Below are 16357 nucleotides of genomic sequence, written 5' to 3' on the forward strand. Positions count from 1 at the left end.
AAAACTCCTTATTTTATCCCTGAGAAACCAAAACTTCTCAGGAACTGTTTTTGGAAAACGATAAACGCCAGCATCAGCGGCAGGCACACCATCAGCGTCCCGGCGCTGATCATTCCCCACTGGCCGCCGGATTCGGCGCCCATGGCGAACGACACCAGCCCAACGGTCAGCACCTGTTTGTCCGGGTCGTTGAGCATCATCAGCGGCCACAAATACTCGTTCCAGTGATAGGTAATGCTGACGGTGGCGAACGCCAGAATGGAGGGCCAGGACATCGGCAGCAGCACGCGGAATAGCACCTGCCACCAGCGGCAGCCTTCCATCAGCGCGGCTTCTTCAATTTCTTTGGGAATAGCCAGAAACGCCTGACGCATCAGAAAGACGCCAAACGCCGAGGTGAAATAGGGCATCATCACGCCGGTCAGGGTATTGAGCAGGCCGAATGCCTTCAGCGTCATCATGTTGGGCACCATCATCACCACCGGCATGATCATCAACTGCACCAGAAACAGCAGGAATAGCGTCTGCTTGCCGCGAAACTCGTGGCAGGCGAAGACGTAACCGGCGGTGGTGATGGTCAGCAACTGGACGAAAAAGGTGCCGAAGGTAAAGAAAATGGTGTTGGCGTACAGGCTTATCCAGTCGGCGCTCTGCCAGGCGTCGCGGAAGTTATCCAGCGTCAGCGGCCAGCGCGGCAACAGCGACGCCATGCCCACGCCAAAGGTGGTGGCGCTGAATGCCGACGAGAGCATCCAGATAAACGGGCTTATCCACAGCAGCGCGGCGCAGATCATCAGCAGGCTCAGGGTCGCCCGGCGCGACTGGCGCCAGCGCAGCCATGCCGGCAAGGGCGCGCGGGTGGAACAGGCAACGGCGGGGGAGATCTCAACGCTCATAATGCGCCCCTTTCTCAAGCACTTTCAGGTTAATCAGCGAGAAAACGAACAGCCCCGCCAGCGTCAGGAAGGTGGCGGCCGAGGCTTTGCCGAGGTCGTGGGTGTCCCAGGCCAGGTTCTGGATGTAATACAGCAACACGGTGGTGGCGTTGTCCGGCCCGCCGTGGGTCATCACCGCCACGTGGTCGATTTGGGTGATGGAGTAAATCAGCGCGGTGGTAATGACAAAACTCAGCGTCGGGCGCAGCAGCGGCAGCGTGACCCGGAAAAACACCTGCGTCGACGTGGCGCCTTCCATAATCGCGGCTTCGCGGGTGGACGGCGGGATGCTCTGCAAACCGGCCAGAAAGAACAGCATGTAGTAACCGGCGAATTTCCATACGCCAATCAGCGCAAGAGCGAGCAGCGCGCTGTTGCTGCGGCCCAGATAGTTGTTGTTCATCGGGCCGAATAGTTTGGCCAGATAGTAATCCAGCAGGCCGATGCCGGGCATGAAGATAAACAGCCACAGCGCGGCGGCGCTGACCATCGGGATGATCATCGGGAAAAAAAACGCGGTACGCAGCCAGCGGTTGACCGCATGGTTTTCCCACAGCGCCACCGCCAGCAACAGCGCCAGCACCACGCCGGGGATCACCGTCAACAGGATATAGACCAGGTTATTGAGCAGCGCGCGCCAGAATACGGCGTCATTCAGCAGGCGAACTACGTTTCCCAAACCGACGAACGGCGCGTCTGCGCCCGCCATACGGGTATCGAACAGGCTGTCATAAACGGAGCGCAACAGTGGAAAGTAGGTGAACAACAGTAGGAACAGCAAGGAAGGCGACAGAATCACCCAGGGGAGCCAGTGTTTTCGCATGGTGATGGTTAAAGCCAGTCAACGGGTTTCGTAAAACGGAAGGCATATGCTGCGCAGGGAATGCTGCAAGGGCATGGCAGGCCGGTGACGATTTGGTGACGAAGGTTTCCATAAAATAAAACTGTTGCTGATGGCTTGTACTGCGGCGGGAAAAAGCGTTTGATGAATCATTAAACGCTTTTATGGTTATTTACCGATTTATCCAGGAGGTTCTATGTCCGTTTCTGCACGAAATCAACTCAGTGGAACAGTGGCCCGCGTGGCGGAAGGCGCGGTCAACAGCGAAGTGGTGCTAACGCTGGAAAGCGGCGAACAACTGACTACCGTGATTACCCGCAGCAGCGTGACGACGCTCGGACTGGCTCCCGGTAAAGCGGCGCTGGCGCTGATCAAAGCGCCATGGGTGATTCTGGCCTCGGCCGATTGCGGCCTGAACTTCTCCGCCCGCAATCAGTTCAGCGGCGCGATTGATGACGTGATCAAAGGCGCGGTGCACGCCACGGTGCATATCACCACCGCCAAAGGTCTGAAACTGACCGCCAGCGTCACCAACGAAAGCGTGGAAGAGATGGGATTGCAGGCCGGATCGGCGGTGATCGCGCTGATTAAGGCCTCCAGCGTCATTCTGGCGACCCGCGCCTGACGGCGTGCGGCATCGACATCGCCGCTACACACAATCTTTACACTCGAATCCCTCCTTTCTTTGGTGGATTTCGGGTAATCTGAGTCGCTTTTTAGCGGCAGAGAAGCGCGGCATTCGCCGGGTTGTACTTTGCCGCACGTTTCTCCTCTTTTTTCACATTGACTGTGTTTTCCTCCGGGCTACCTGGATAACGACAATGTCGTGCATGGTTAGTTTGTTAAAACTGGCTGGTATGACAATCAAGAAGATATTCATAATGACTCAACAAACCTTTACCAGGGACTTATTCCACCCTCGCTACTGGCTGCTGTGGTTCGGCCTCGGCGTGCTGTTTCTGCTGGTGCAACTGCCTTATCCATCGTTGATGCGGCTGGGCAGTTGGATGGGACGCACTTCCCGTCATTTTCTCAAACGTCGGGTGAGCATTGCCCGCCGCAACCTGGAGCTCTGCTTCCCCGATATGCCGGCATCGCAACGTGAAGTGATGCTGGAGGCGAATTTCGCCTCGCTGGGGATGGCGCTGATGGAAACCGGCATGGCCTGGTTCTGGTCGGACAGGCGGGTCAGAGCGTGGTTTGAGGTATCCGGCCTCGAGAATCTTCAGCAGGCTGGGCGCGAACAGCGCGGCGTGATGGTGATCGGCATTCATTTTATGTCGCTGGAACTGGGCGGCCGCGCCATGGGGCTGTGCCAGCCGATGATGGCGATGTACCGGCGGCATAACAATAAAGTGATGGAACTGGTGCAGACCTGGGGACGCTCCCGTTCCAACAAAGCGATGATTGACCGCAAGGATCTGCGCGGCATGGTGCAGGCGCTGAAGAGCGGCGAAGCGGTATGGTTCGCTCCCGATCAGGATTACGGCCCGAAAGGCAGCGTGTTCGCGCCGTTCTTTGCGGTAGAGCAGGCGGCGACGACCTGCGGTACGTCCACCATCCATCGTCTGGCCAAACCAGCGATGATCACCACGGTACTGATTCGTAAGCCGAACCAGCAGGGGTATCAACTGGTGATTGAACCGGAACTGGAGGACTACCCGAGTCAGGATCAACAGCAGGCGGCGCAGTACATGAACCGGGTGATTGAGCGGGAGATCCTGCGTGCGCCGGAACAGTATTTATGGCTGCACCGTCGCTTCAAGACCCGCCCGTGCGGCGAGGCGTCGCTGTACCGCTAAAGGCTGGATGGATCGGACGAAAAAAAAGTGGCTGCCCGAAGGCAGCCACAATAAGAAGGAGAGAATGACTGATGATTAACGAAACAGCGCGTAGGGATTAACACCGCGGTAGGTTTTGCCCAGCGCTTTTAGGATTTGAGTGATTTGACGGACAATACTCATGGTGTTTCCCCCATACGCATAAAAGAATTATTGGTTGAAAGTACCGAAGTTGATGGTGAAGTTTTCAAACATAGCGATAATTTTGTGCAGCAGTTTCATTGTCGTATTCCTCTGTGTGATTCATTATTTCTGTGACGTTCTTCACGGTTTTAAAGATACACCCTGCTCAGGGAGTGGTCAACTTTTTTGTGATGTGCATCACAAAAAGATGAACGAGTAGTCTACTCTGCCTGAACCGCAGTTTTATTTTCTTTCATACTCAAGATGTTGCCATTCGAACGGCGGCGAAGAATCATTGGCCTGACGATCGTGGCAACGGCATGCGGCGTTTGGTTTGCGTCATTTTCAGCGCGACCACGGCGTGAATGCAGGGAATAGCAGTTGAAATGGATGTCCCGAAGGCAGGATAATCTGCCGCCTCAACAACAACTGGCAGGATTCAGCCGCTTTGTAACGCAACGGTTAATCGTTTGCGTGTCAGGCTGGAGTGGGAAAACGGCAGGTTGTCCGGCGCCTGGCAAGGGGCGTCAAATCACACCGTTTTCACCGAATACTGGCCAAGTGCCGGTCACGGCGCTTGATAACCATAATGTTTGAACCATAACGTTTGATAACCATAAAACGACATTTCAGGGGATACACCATGTCCAATACCACTCGTCAGGCTGACGATGCGGCTCGTCCCGCAGGCGCGCTTGATGCCTTTTTCAAGATTACGCAGCGCGGCAGCAGCGTTCGTCAGGAAGTGCTGGCGGGCCTGACTACTTTTCTGGCGATGGTTTACTCGGTCATCGTCGTACCGGGCATGCTGGGTAAAGCCGGATTTCCGCCCGCGGCGGTGTTTGTGGCGACCTGTCTGGTGGCCGGGCTCGGTTCACTGCTGATGGGGTTGTGGGCCAATCTGCCGATGGCGATCGGCTGTGCGATTTCGCTGACCGCGTTTACCGCCTTCAGTCTGGTGCTGGGTCAGCATATCAGCGTGCCGGTCGCGCTGGGCGCCATCTTCATGATGGGCGTACTGTTTACCGTGATTTCCGCTACCGGCATCCGTTCCTGGATCCTGCGCAATCTGCCGATGGGCGTGGCGCATGGCGCGGGCATTGGTATCGGGTTGTTCCTGCTGATTATCGCCGCCAACGGCATTGGTCTGGTGATCAAGAACCCGATCGACGGCTTGCCGGTGGCGCTGGGTCATTTCACCGCGTTTCCGGTGATAATGTCGCTGATCGGTCTGGCCGCTACTATCGGTCTTGAAAAACGCCGCGTGCCCGGCGGGATCCTGCTGGTGATCGTCGCCATTTCAGTCATCGGTCTGATTTTTGACCCGAACGTGAAATATCAGGGGCTGTTCGCCCTGCCGAGCCTGACCGATGCCAACGGCCAGTCGCTGATTTTCAGCCTCGACATCAAAGGCGCGTTGCAGCCGGTGGTGCTGCCGAGCGTGCTGGCGCTGGTGATGACGGCGGTGTTTGACGCCACCGGCACCATTCGTGCGGTGGCCGGTCAGGCCAACCTACTGGACAAAGACGGTCAGATTATCAATGGCGGCCGTGCGCTGACCGCCGACTCCGTCAGCAGCATTTTCTCCAGTCTGGTGGGAACGTCGCCGGCGGCGGTCTACATTGAATCCGCCGCGGGTACTGCCGCAGGCGGTAAAACCGGCCTGACCGCGACCGTAGTGGGCGTGCTGTTCCTGCTGATCCTGTTCCTGTCGCCGTTGTCTTATCTGGTGCCGGCTTATGCCACGGCGCCGGCGCTGATGTATGTCGGCCTGCTGATGCTGAGCAACGTGTCCAAACTGGATTTCAACGACTTCGTCGACGCCATGTCCGGCCTGGTGTGCGCGGTATTCATCGTGCTGACCTGTAACATCGTCACCGGCATCATGCTGGGCTTTGGCTCGCTGGTGCTGGGCCGCCTGTTCTCCGGCGAGTGGCGTAAACTCAATCTCGGCACCGTGATTATCGCCGTGGCGCTGGTGGTGTTTTACGCCGGCGGCTGGGCGCTCTAAGCCGTCTTTTATTCCGCATCATGCAAAAAGGGGAACGCGAGTTCCCCTTTTTTGTTTCTCTGTGCCGAAAGCGCTGTTTTTTTGTCTTCGATTCCTGTTCATTGCTTCGTATCTTGTTATTATTTCAACAGATCATCCACCGGATGGTGCAGTCGGCGCCCGAAGGCCACTGCCCGGAGTCCTTTCATGTAACGGCAATCAACCAGGGAACACATGGAAATATTTTTCACCATTCTGATCATGACGCTGATAGTTTCGCTCTCTGGCGTGGTGACGCGCATCCTGCCTTTCCAGATACCGCTGCCGTTGATGCAGATCGCTCTGGGCGCCATGCTGGCCTGGCCGCAATTCGGTCTGCATGTCGATTTCAATCCCGAGCTGTTTATGGTGCTGTTTATTCCGCCGTTGCTGTTTGCCGACGGCTGGAAAACCTCGACCCGCGAGTTCCTGCACCATATGCGTGAAATTCTGGGGTTGGCGCTGGTGCTGGTGGTGATTACCGTGGTGGGTATCGGTTACCTGCTGCACTGGATGATCCCGGAAATGCCGCTGGTAGCCGCTTTTGCGTTGGCTGCCGTCCTGTCTCCCACCGATGCGGTGGCCCTGTCCGGTATCGTCGGTGAAGACCGGATCCCGAAAAAGCTGATGGGGATCCTGCAGGGCGAGGCGCTAATGAACGACGCCTCGGCGCTGGTGTCGCTCAAGTTTGCGGTGGCGATCGCTATGGGAACCATGGTGTTCACGGTTTCCGGCGCGACGCTGGCGTTTTTGCAGGTGGCGCTGGGCGGCCTGCTGGCCGGGATCGGCGTTACCTGGGTGTACAGTAAATCCCTGTCGCTGCTTGGTCATCAGAACGATGACGATGCCGCCACCCAAATCGTATTACTGCTGCTGTTGCCGTTCGCCGCCTACCTGATCGCCGAACATTTCGGCGTATCGGGCATTCTGGCGGCGGTGGCGTCGGGGATGACCATCAGCCGAACCCAACTGTTGCGGCAGGCGCCGCTCAACATGCGGCTGCGCGCCAACGGCGTGTGGAACATGCTGGAGTTTGTGTTCAACGGCATGGTGTTCCTGATGCTGGGGCTGCAATTGCCCGGCGTGATTGAAGAGTCGATTGTGCAGGCGGAGCTGGATCCGACCATCGAAACCTGGATGCTGTTCGCCGACATCGCCCTGATCTATTGCGCCTTGCTGTTGCTGCGGTTTGCCTGGCTGTGGCTGATGAAACTCTACAGTCGTTATGTACAGAACAAACGCCCGATGCTGTTTGCCGACTACACCTCGCGCGAGATCTGGATCAGTACCTTTGCCGGCGTACGGGGCGCCATCACGCTGGCGGGTGTGCTGTCCATTCCGCTGTTTCTGAGCAGCGGCGAACCGTTCCCGTCCCGCTATCAACTGGTGTTTATCGCCACCGGCGTGATTCTGTTTTCACTGCTGTGCGGTGTGATGGCGTTACCGCTGCTGCTGAGGGGCATTACGCTGACCGACCACAGCGTGCAGAAAAAAGAGGAACGTATCGCGCGGGTGACGATGGCGCAGGTCGCTATCGATAGCCTGAAAAAAATGCAGGAGCGACTGGCGGCGGACCGGGAAGAGAATCTGGACGATCAGGTGCTGGCGGAGGTGAGCGCGCGCGTCATCGGGATGTTGCATCGTCGCGTGGCGGGCACCGACGAGCTGGAAAACAACATGGCGGTGGAGAATCTGGAACGGCGCTTCCGTCTGGCCGCTGTCAGCGCAGAGCGCGCGGAACTGTATCACCTGCGCGCCACGCAGCGCATCAGCAACGAAACGCTACAGAAAATGCTGCGGGAACTGGATTTGCTGGAAGCGGTACTCAGCGAGAAAGTGTAAAAAAAAAGCCGGGGAGCAAGCTCCCCGGTTGTCGTGAGTCATGTTGAACTTAGTGAGATGACCCTTTGGAGATGCCAAGGCCGGTTTGCGAACGGATGAACTGCGCCTTGAACTTGCCGCGTTCTTCGACGGCGTTGGCTGAATTGTCGGTAATCGAGAAAAACCAGATACCGATAAACGCCACCAGCATCGAGAATAGCGCCGGGTATTCATACGGGTAAATCGGGCTGGCGTGACCGAGGATTTTCACCCAGATGGTCGGCCCAAGCACCATCAGCACTATCGCTGTCAGCAGCCCGGCCCAGCCGCCGATCATGGCGCCGCGGGTGGTCAGTTTGGACCAGTACATCGACAGCAGGATAATCGGGAAGTTACAGCTGGCGGCAATCGAGAACGCCAGCCCCACCATAAAGGCGATGTTCTGGTTTTCAAACAGAATTCCCAGCAGGATGGCGATCACCCCCAACGCCAGCACCGTAAGTTTCGACACCTTCAGTTCATCGCGCTCGGTAGCCTGACCCTTCTTGATAACGTTCGAATACAGGTCATGAGACACGGCTGATGCACCGGCCAGCGTCAGCCCGGCCACCACCGCCAGAATGGTGGCGAAGGCTACGGCGGAGATAAAGCCGAGGAAGAAGTTGCCGCCCACGGCGTTAGCCAGATGCACCGCCGCCATATTGTTGCCGCCGATCAGCGCGCCGGCGGCGTCTTTGAACGCCGGGTTGGCGCCCACCAGCAGAATCGCGCCGAAACCGATGATGAAGGTCAGGAAGTAGAAATACCCCATGAACCCGGTGGCAAAGAACACGCTTTTGCGCGCTTCACGGGCATCGCTGACGGTGAAGAAACGCATCAGGATATGCGGCAGGCCGGCGGTACCGAACATCAGCCCCAACCCGAGCGACAGCGCGGAAATCGGGTCTGACACCAGTCCGCCGGGTTTCATGATCGCGATACCTTTCGCGTGAACCTTGGTTGCTTCGGTGAACAGGCTGTCGAAGCTGAAGTTCACCGTTTTCAGCACCATGACCGCCATGAAGGTTGCGCCGCACAGCAACAACACCGCTTTGATGATTTGTACCCAGGTGGTAGCCAGCATGCCGCCAAACAGCACGTACATCACCATCAGAATACCGACCAGCACCACCGCGATATGGTAGTTCAGCCCGAACAGCAACTGAATGAGCTTGCCGGCGCCTACCATCTGGGCAATCAGGTACAGCGCCACCACCACCAGCGAACCGCAGGCGGACAATGTACGAATCGGTTTTTGCTGTAACCGGTAGGAGGCGACGTCGGCGAACGTATAGCGACCGAGATTGCGCAACCGCTCCGCAATCAGAAACAGGATGATCGGCCAGCCCACCAGAAAGCCAAGCGAGTAGATCAGGCCGTCAAAGCCGGAGGTGTACACCAGCGCCGAAATACCGAGGAACGAGGCGGCGGACATATAGTCGCCGGCAATCGCCAGCCCGTTCTGAAAGCCGGTGATGTTGCCGCCGGCGGTGTAGTAATCGCTACGCGAACGGGTACGTTTGGAAGCCCAGTAGGTGATGTAGAGCGTTGCCGCCACAAACAGCACGAACAGTACGATGGCCTGAATATTCAGCGGTTGCTTCTGGACGTTGCCGGAAACGGCATCCGCCGCCTGCGCCCATATCGGTAGCCCCAGCAAAGCGGTCAGCAGGAAAATGCGGCTTTTCATTTTTGCACCTCGTTGAGCAACTCTTTGGTCAGGCGGTCAAATTCGCCATTGGCGCGGTAGACATAAATACCGGTAAGCACAAAGGAGATGATGATGAGCCCAATACCCAACGGGATGCCGCGGGTCGTCCCCGCACCGGGCGCGATCGGCGTCCCCAGCCAACCCGGCGCAAAGGCGATCAACAGAATGAAACTGATGTACAACACCAGCATGATCAGCGAAAGAAAGGCGGCAAAACGTTGCCGTTTCTGGACCAGTTCTTTAAATAGCGGGTTATCTTCAATCCGTTGATAAATGAGATCATTCATCATAAATCTCCAGTCAGATAAGTCGCGTCGCCCTTACGGGCGGCTGTTTTTTTAGGTGCCACCACACACCAGACGGCGTAATGCGGTCTGGTGCGGGGGCGCTGTTTTATCGGCTAACAGTTACGATGGTGTGTGATTCATGGCTTGTTTTTCTTCCAGCAGTTTCTCTACCACGCCAGGATCGGCGAGGGTGGAGATATCCCCAAGATTGCTGGTATCCCCGGCTGCAATCTTGCGCAGAATACGACGCATGATTTTGCCGGATCGGGTTTTCGGTAGCGCATCGGTCCAGTGCAGGATATCCGGGGTGGCGATGGGGCCGATTTCTTTACGTACCCAGTTGCGCACTTCGGTATACAGCTCGCTGGTAGGTTCTTCACCGTGATTCAAGGTGATATAGGCATAGATCGCCTGCCCCTTGAGGCTGTGCGGAATGCCGACCACCGCCGCTTCGGCGATTTTCGGGTGTGACACCAGCGCCGATTCGATTTCCGCCGTTCCCAGCCGGTGGCCGGAAACGTTTAGCACGTCGTCCACGCGGCCGGTGATCCAGTAATAGCCGTCTTCGTCGCGGCGTGCGCCGTCGCCGCTGAAATACATGCCTTTGAAGGTGGAGAAATAGGTCTGTTCAAAGCGCTCGTGGTCGCCAAACAACGTGCGCGCCTGACCGGGCCAGGAGTCGGTAATCACCAGATTACCTTCGCAGGCGCCGTCCTGCGGGTTGCCGAGGTTGTCCACCAGCGCCGGCTGCACCCCGAAGAACGGTAACGTCGCCGACCCCGGTTTGGCTTCGATGGCGCCCGGCAGCGGGGTGATCATGAATCCACCGGTTTCCGTCTGCCACCAGGTGTCGACAATCGGGCAGCGGCTATTGCCGATTTTCTTAAAGTACCATTCCCAGGCTTCCGGGTTGATGGGTTCCCCCACCGAGCCCATGATTTTGAGCGACTGGCGCGAGGTGCCTTCAATCGCCTTGTCGCCGTCCGCCATCAGCGCGCGAATGGCGGTGGGCGCGGTATACAGAATGTTGACCTGATGCTTGTCCACCACTTGCCCCATGCGGCTGGCGGTAGGCCAGTTGGGTACGCCTTCAAACATCAGCGTGATGGCGCCGCAGGCCAGCGGGCCGTACAACAGGTAGCTATGACCGGTGACCCAGCCGACGTCGGCGGTACACCAGTAAATATCGCCGGGGTGGTAATCGAACACGTATTTAAAGGTGGTGGCGGCGTACACCAGATAACCGCCGGTGGTGTGCAACACCCCTTTGGGTTTACCGGTTGAGCCGGAGGTATACAGGATAAACAGCGGATCTTCGGCGTTCATTTCTTCCGGCGGGCAATGATCGTCCGCCTGGGCGATCAACTCGTGCCACCACAGATCCCGATCGTTTTGCCAACTGCCGGGATTGCCGGTGCGGCGGAATACGATCACATGATTGACGCTGGTGACCGCCGGGTTGCGCAGGGCTTCGTCAATGTTCTTTTTCAGCGGAATCGCCCGCCCGGCGCGAATGCCTTCATCGGCGGTGACCACCAGTTTGGCGTTGGAGTCGACAATACGGCCGGCGATGGACTCCGGGGAGAATCCGCCGAAGATCACCGAATGCACGGCGCCGACGCGGGCGCAGGCCAGCATCGCCACAGCGGCTTCCGGCACCATCGGCATATAAATAGCGACCACGTCGCCTTTACGGATACCTTTGGATTTCAGTACGTTGGCGAAACGACAAACCGCCTGATACAGCTCGCGGTAAGTGACTTTTTTGCTTTCTCCGGCGTCGTCGCCTTCCCAGATGATCGCGGTTTGATCACCCAACGTGTCGAGATGGCGATCGAGGCAGTTGGCCGCTACATTTAATGTACCGTCCTCGAACCAGCGGATGCGGACATGGCCCGGGTCAAAAGAGGTGTTTTTGACCCGTTGATAGGGTTTGATCCAATCAACGATCTTGCCTTGTTCCCGCCAGAAGGCATCAGGATCCTGCACAGATTCCTGATACATCTTTTTATATTGTTCGGCGGTGATTAAGGCGTTTTCCGCAATGGCGGCGGGTATAGGGTGTTTATTATATTGGCTCATAGCGCTTCTCCTTAAACATTGTTAATATTATGTCAATCAATAGTTAATAACAGTGAGCCATTAACATTTGTTTCTTTTTTGCGCGATGGATCACGCATTGCAGGAAAGAGCTGAGACGTTTGCTTTTAAAGATAGTCTTAGTTGGCGGCGGCATGGGCTGGAAGCAGCTAAAGCATACAAGTTTGTGCGACTTTGCTCACATTTCTGTTACTTATCTGTCGTTCTTTGAATTCGTAAAGGGAATAGTTAATGAAAATGACTATTTCATCGACATTAACTATCATTAATAAGAATTTGATCGGACGATATGATCAAACAAGCAAAAGATCGGCCTTATTTGGACGATCGACTTTCGGCGAAAGCAGATATAGTGCTAATGATCCCTAAAAGGGTGACATTTAATGCCTCTATTTCGTTACGAAATTGTTTTAATTGTAAACAATTTGTGGGCAATAAATGGACTGATTATTGTGATAGATAATTTCGACTTTCAGTCCGCCGGAAGACGTGGGATATAATTTACCAAAGTATAATATCTATATTGTTTGGACTGCATAATAACGCAGGAAATTAAGTTCTTGCTCAGAACGCCCTTTGTCCTGGTTGGTTGAATTCTAATTATATCAACGGTTTAATTATTGCATTTACCAGGTAATTTATCTGGTTGACTTTAAAACTATCCCCGGACTCCCCGAGCCGTCCACATTTAGGCTGCTTCAGGGGGGATAGATTTCACATAGCAAGAAGCAGAGGACATATGAGTCTGATATTTGGGCAGAATGAAATCATGAGCATGTTAAGCGCCCCTGTTCACAATGATAGACGAGCAATTGCAGTCATTGATGACAAATGCAAGATACTCTGCGCGAATTCCGCATTTAATGCACATTTTGGTTTGCGTACCGGCGCCACAACGCCTGCTTCCATTGACGAAGTGCTCCCGGTAAATGTCCGGTTCGCGTATCAGGATTTCATGACCAACGACGATCTGCTCAGCACGCATGTCGCCTGGGATCTACTGTCCGACGGGTTTGCCAAAAAGCCGCTCAGTACGCTGTCGTTTTCCAAATTGAATGTGGAAGATCGGGTATTGTCGCTGTTAATCCTCAACCAGGATGAGGGTGACATCACCACAACCATGGCGTCATGAAACCGGATGTCTGGAAATTAAACGCACACCGTATCAATTCATTCATTGATGTGATTTTTTTGTGTTTTCATGTCGGCGATTATCAAGCATCCTGCCGATAGCGCTATTCTCTTTCTTTTTGTGTTGTTTTTATATCGATACGTTTCGATACCTCATTTCACGATCAAGCTAATAACAAATCCATATTTAAATACACTTCTTAGCGTTAAGTGTCTTTTTTACATAAATCATAATAAAATGGGCAACAGAGAAAGATTCTTTTTTTACTCACCTTCAATAATGACGGCATAACGTTGCAAGACTAATTATTCGCGGCTTGTCCGGGGTATTTTGCCGGAATATCGCGGCGTTACAGGCGCGTTATTCCCGCTTGTCGCGGTGTGGCCCGGAAGCTGCTTAGAAATTTTTTTGATCGGCGGTTCCCTTTTGACGTTGCTGGTTTGGCATAGCAATCAGGTGGTGCGTGGGACGTGATGCGGTTGTGTCCCTGACCAATGCATGAGTGCGGTGAATAGACATCGCCAACGGCGTTAAAGACCACATGATTGATGCTGAAAATTCGATACTGAAGGGGAATCACTATGTTGACATATCGTACCCGCCTGCTTCGGGCCGGGGTGCTGGGGCTATCCGTGTATGCGGCGCTGCCCGTTGGAGTGAGTCAGGCGGCATCGGCCAACGCCGTCACCCGGACTTACGCCGTTTCCGCCGGGCCGTTGAACCAGGTGCTGAATCAGTTTGCACAGCAATCCGGGGTGCTGCTTTCTTACGATCCGGCGCTGACCCAGGGAAAAACCAGTCAGGGCCTGCGTGGTTCCTTCAGTGTTGAACAAGGGTTTCAGTCCATTCTGACCAACAGCGGTCTGCAGGCGCAGGTTGGCGCGGATGGAACGGTTACGCTGGCGAAGCAGACGCCGGCAACGCCTGCCGCCGCGCCGGCGAGCGCTGCAGCCAAAAACGAGCAGATCGTGGTGACCGCGCCGCCAAATACCGCTCTGAAGCTGGATACGCCCTTGTCGGAAACGCCCCGTGCCGTTGCGGTAGTGAACGCACAGCAGATTGAAGAGCGCGGCGCCAAGAAGATCGATCAGGCATTGCGCTACAGCGCGGGCGTGCTGGCGACGCCTTACGGGCCGGACAATAAGACCGAATGGCTGGTGATCCGCGGTTTCAGCGATCTTTCCCGTTTCCAGAATGGGCTGGCTACCCTAAACGAAGATGGTTTTTATACCCAGCAGCTGGAACCGTTCGGCGTGGAACGCCTTGAGGTACTGAAAGGCCCGGCATCGGTGCTGTATGGTCAGAACCCACCGGGCGGGCTGGTGAATGTGATCACCAAGCGTCCGACGCGCCTGCCGCAGGGGCAGGTGTCGGTGGAGTACGGCTCTAATGACTACCGTCAGCTGGCGGTGGACAGTTCCGGTCCGCTGAACGACGACGGCACGGTGTTGTACCGGGTGGTCGGCACCGCGCGCGATACGTCCGGCGAAGTGGATTTTGCCGACAGCAAGCGGTTCTACCTCGCGCCCAGCCTGACTTTCCTGATGGGCGACAATACCGAACTGACGCTGCTGAGCAGTTACATGGATACCCGTTCCGGGATGACCAATGGCTTCAAGACGCCCTACGGCACCCTGCATGACACGCCCTACGGTAAGGTTGGCTACAAGACCTCGCTGGGGGAACCGAGCCTGAACCGGTTCGATAGCCGTCAACTGAACCTCGGGTATGAGTTCACGCACCACCTGAACGATACCTGGACCTTCCACCAGAACACGAACTACACCTACCTGAACATGGACCTGCGCGGGGTCTATGCCATGGGCCAGTTGGACGATCGTACCGTTAATCGTGGGCTGACCTACCGCGACGGCTTTGCGCAGAACTGGTCGGTGGATAACCGTATGGTAGGCGAATGGCGCTGGGGAGATATCGACAATACTCTGTTGCTGGGCGTTGACTACCGTCGCGCCAATACCCAGAGCCGCGATGCGGATCTGTCGCCGTACAACGCCTCGCTCTATCAGTTCAACAGCGCGCCGCTGGATATTTTCAGCCCGGTCTACGGCCGTTACACCCTGAGCGATAACCAGCTGTCCAATCACCGTTCCGGTCGTCATCAGAGCGGTTACTATGTGCAGAACCAGATCAAGTATGACGATCGCCTGATCCTGCTGCTGGGCGGCCGCTACGACGACGCCAAATCCTACACGCGCAACACGATCATGGGGATCGACTCCCGCACCAGCGACACCAAGTTCACCAAAACGGCTGGAGCGATGTACCTGTTTGATAACGGCATTTCGCCGTATGTCAGCTATGCCGAGTCGTTCCAGCCGCTGGCGGATTATGACGCCTATGGCAACCAGTACAAGCCAACCATGGGCAAACAGACGGAAGTGGGGGTTAAGTATACCCCGCAGGGTTTCAACGGCTATGCCTCGGCGGCGCTGTATAACCTGCGTCAGGAAAATATCCTGACCACCGACGTCAATAACCCGAGCCGTCAGGTGCAGTCGGGCGAAGCGCGTTCCCGCGGGATCGAGCTGGAACTGAGCGGTGAAGTGTATAAAGGCGTGACGTTAACCAGCAACTACACCTATAACAACGTGGAAACGACCCAATCCGGCGTAGCAGGAGAAAACGGCAAGCGGTTGCCGGGGTTGCCGGAACATATGTTCTCCACCTGGGTGAGCTACGCGTTCAGCGGCCCGCTGGAAGGGCTGACCGTCGGCAGCGGCGTGCGCTACATCGGCAGTTCCTACGGCGACCGTCTGGAAAGCGCCAGCCTGAAAGTTCCGGCGTATACGCTATGGGATGCGATGATCGCCTACGACGTGACCAAAAACTGGCGCGTGCAGGTTAACGCGACCAATCTGGCGGATCATCACTATGTCAGCGCCTGTAATTTCTGGTGCTATTACGGAGAAGGGCGTGATATTACCGCCAATGTGACGTACCGCTGGTGAGTAATGTACCCGTCATACTTCGAGTTGCAGGTGAACACGTTGGCGTGTCCTCGCTCACCGCAGTGCGTTGGTGCTTTAGGGCAAGGCTCATTAAGCGCCTTGTAACGCAGCCAACACTCCTGCGACTTGAAGTATGACGGGTATAAACGATGTATCAGGTAGTATCCCGTTATATTTAACGGCGGGATATTGCCTTTTACATGCAATATTTATTATCTGGTGAATCGGCGGCATATTTATATATTCCCACCGGTTGCTGGCTAATAAAAATAAATGAATTAACCAGGGCGTACGCTGAATCAACGTCGCGGATGCAGGTGCTCCGACAGCGCCAGTCATTGCGAGGCGAGCCTGCCGCGATGCGTCACGATGCACTTCCAATTGATAAATTGTCTTTATCTATAACGGCATTGACCCTTCCGGCAGCTGCGCCTCGCCTGCCTTGTTTCCGCATGCTTCCTGTCTGTCTTTAACCTTTTAAATGATAAGGGATAGATTTTCCCTCGTGATAATGCTCACAAGGTTATGG

General features: G+C 55.7%; 11 protein-coding genes. 6 read left to right on the forward strand and 5 right to left on the reverse strand.

The window, feature by feature from the left end; genetic code table 11:
• Window positions 1-8: 8 nt before the first annotated feature.
• Window positions 9-896, reverse strand: coding sequence for a carbohydrate ABC transporter permease (locus DXX3274_RS04095; protein WP_042858712.1), 888 nt, complete (start codon window positions 894-896; stop codon window positions 9-11).
• Window positions 886-1758, reverse strand: coding sequence for a carbohydrate ABC transporter permease (locus DXX3274_RS04100; RefSeq protein ID WP_042858713.1), 873 nt, complete (start codon window positions 1756-1758; stop codon window positions 886-888). The genes DXX3274_RS04095 and DXX3274_RS04100 overlap by 11 nt, the downstream gene beginning before the upstream one ends.
• A 214-nt stretch (window positions 1759-1972) precedes the next feature.
• Between DXX3274_RS04100 and DXX3274_RS04105 the strand changes: the two genes are divergently transcribed.
• The 4 genes from DXX3274_RS04105 (at window position 1973) to DXX3274_RS04120 (ending at window position 7611) form a co-directional block, all read left to right on the forward strand.
• Entirely contained in the window at window positions 1973-2401 is a 429-nt protein-coding gene (locus tag DXX3274_RS04105; RefSeq protein ID WP_042858714.1) for a molybdopterin-binding protein, read from the forward strand.
• A 253-nt stretch (window positions 2402-2654) separates the two neighbouring features.
• The gene (gene lpxP, locus DXX3274_RS04110) at window positions 2655-3578 is read left to right on the forward strand and encodes a kdo(2)-lipid IV(A) palmitoleoyltransferase (RefSeq protein WP_371206896.1); all 924 of its coding nucleotides are present in this window, start codon (window positions 2655-2657) and stop codon (window positions 3576-3578) included.
• 805 nt (window positions 3579-4383) lie between these two features.
• Window positions 4384-5751 carry an NCS2 family permease gene (locus DXX3274_RS04115; protein ID WP_042858716.1) on the forward strand — a complete coding sequence of 456 codons (1368 nt, stop codon included), beginning with the start codon at window positions 4384-4386 and terminating at the stop codon, window positions 5749-5751.
• Between the two features lie 213 nt (window positions 5752-5964).
• Entirely contained in the window at window positions 5965-7611 is a 1647-nt protein-coding gene (locus DXX3274_RS04120) for a Na+/H+ antiporter (RefSeq protein ID WP_038662213.1), read from the forward strand.
• Window positions 7612-7660: 49 nt separating this feature from the next.
• Here DXX3274_RS04120 and actP read toward each other — a convergent pair whose 3' ends face one another.
• From actP to acs, 3 genes are all read right to left on the reverse strand, one after another.
• Window positions 7661-9319: a cation/acetate symporter ActP gene (actP, locus tag DXX3274_RS04125; protein ID WP_042858718.1), complete on the reverse strand. Its 1659-nt coding sequence runs from the start codon at window positions 9317-9319 to the stop codon at window positions 7661-7663.
• On the reverse strand, window positions 9316-9627 hold the full coding sequence (locus tag DXX3274_RS04130) for a DUF485 domain-containing protein (RefSeq protein ID WP_042858719.1): 312 nt from the start codon (window positions 9625-9627) through the stop codon (window positions 9316-9318). The genes actP and DXX3274_RS04130 overlap by 4 nt, the downstream gene beginning before the upstream one ends.
• Before the next feature lie 120 nt (window positions 9628-9747).
• Window positions 9748-11709, reverse strand: a complete 1962-nt coding sequence (gene acs, locus DXX3274_RS04135; RefSeq protein WP_042858720.1) for an acetate--CoA ligase — start codon at window positions 11707-11709, stop codon at window positions 9748-9750.
• 757 nt (window positions 11710-12466) lie between these two features.
• Here acs and DXX3274_RS24485 point away from each other — a divergent pair.
• On the forward strand, window positions 12467-12859 hold the full coding sequence (locus DXX3274_RS24485; RefSeq protein ID WP_042858722.1) for a hypothetical protein: 393 nt from the start codon (window positions 12467-12469) through the stop codon (window positions 12857-12859).
• A 581-nt stretch (window positions 12860-13440) separates the two neighbouring features.
• Window positions 13441-15828: a TonB-dependent siderophore receptor gene (locus tag DXX3274_RS04145; RefSeq protein WP_042858724.1), complete on the forward strand. Its 2388-nt coding sequence runs from the start codon at window positions 13441-13443 to the stop codon at window positions 15826-15828.
• The last annotated feature ends 529 nt before the right edge of the window (window positions 15829-16357 follow it).

The sequence above is a fragment of the Dickeya sp. NCPPB 3274 genome (assembly GCF_000406205.1).
GTDB lineage: Bacteria > Pseudomonadota > Gammaproteobacteria > Enterobacterales > Enterobacteriaceae > Dickeya > Dickeya fangzhongdai.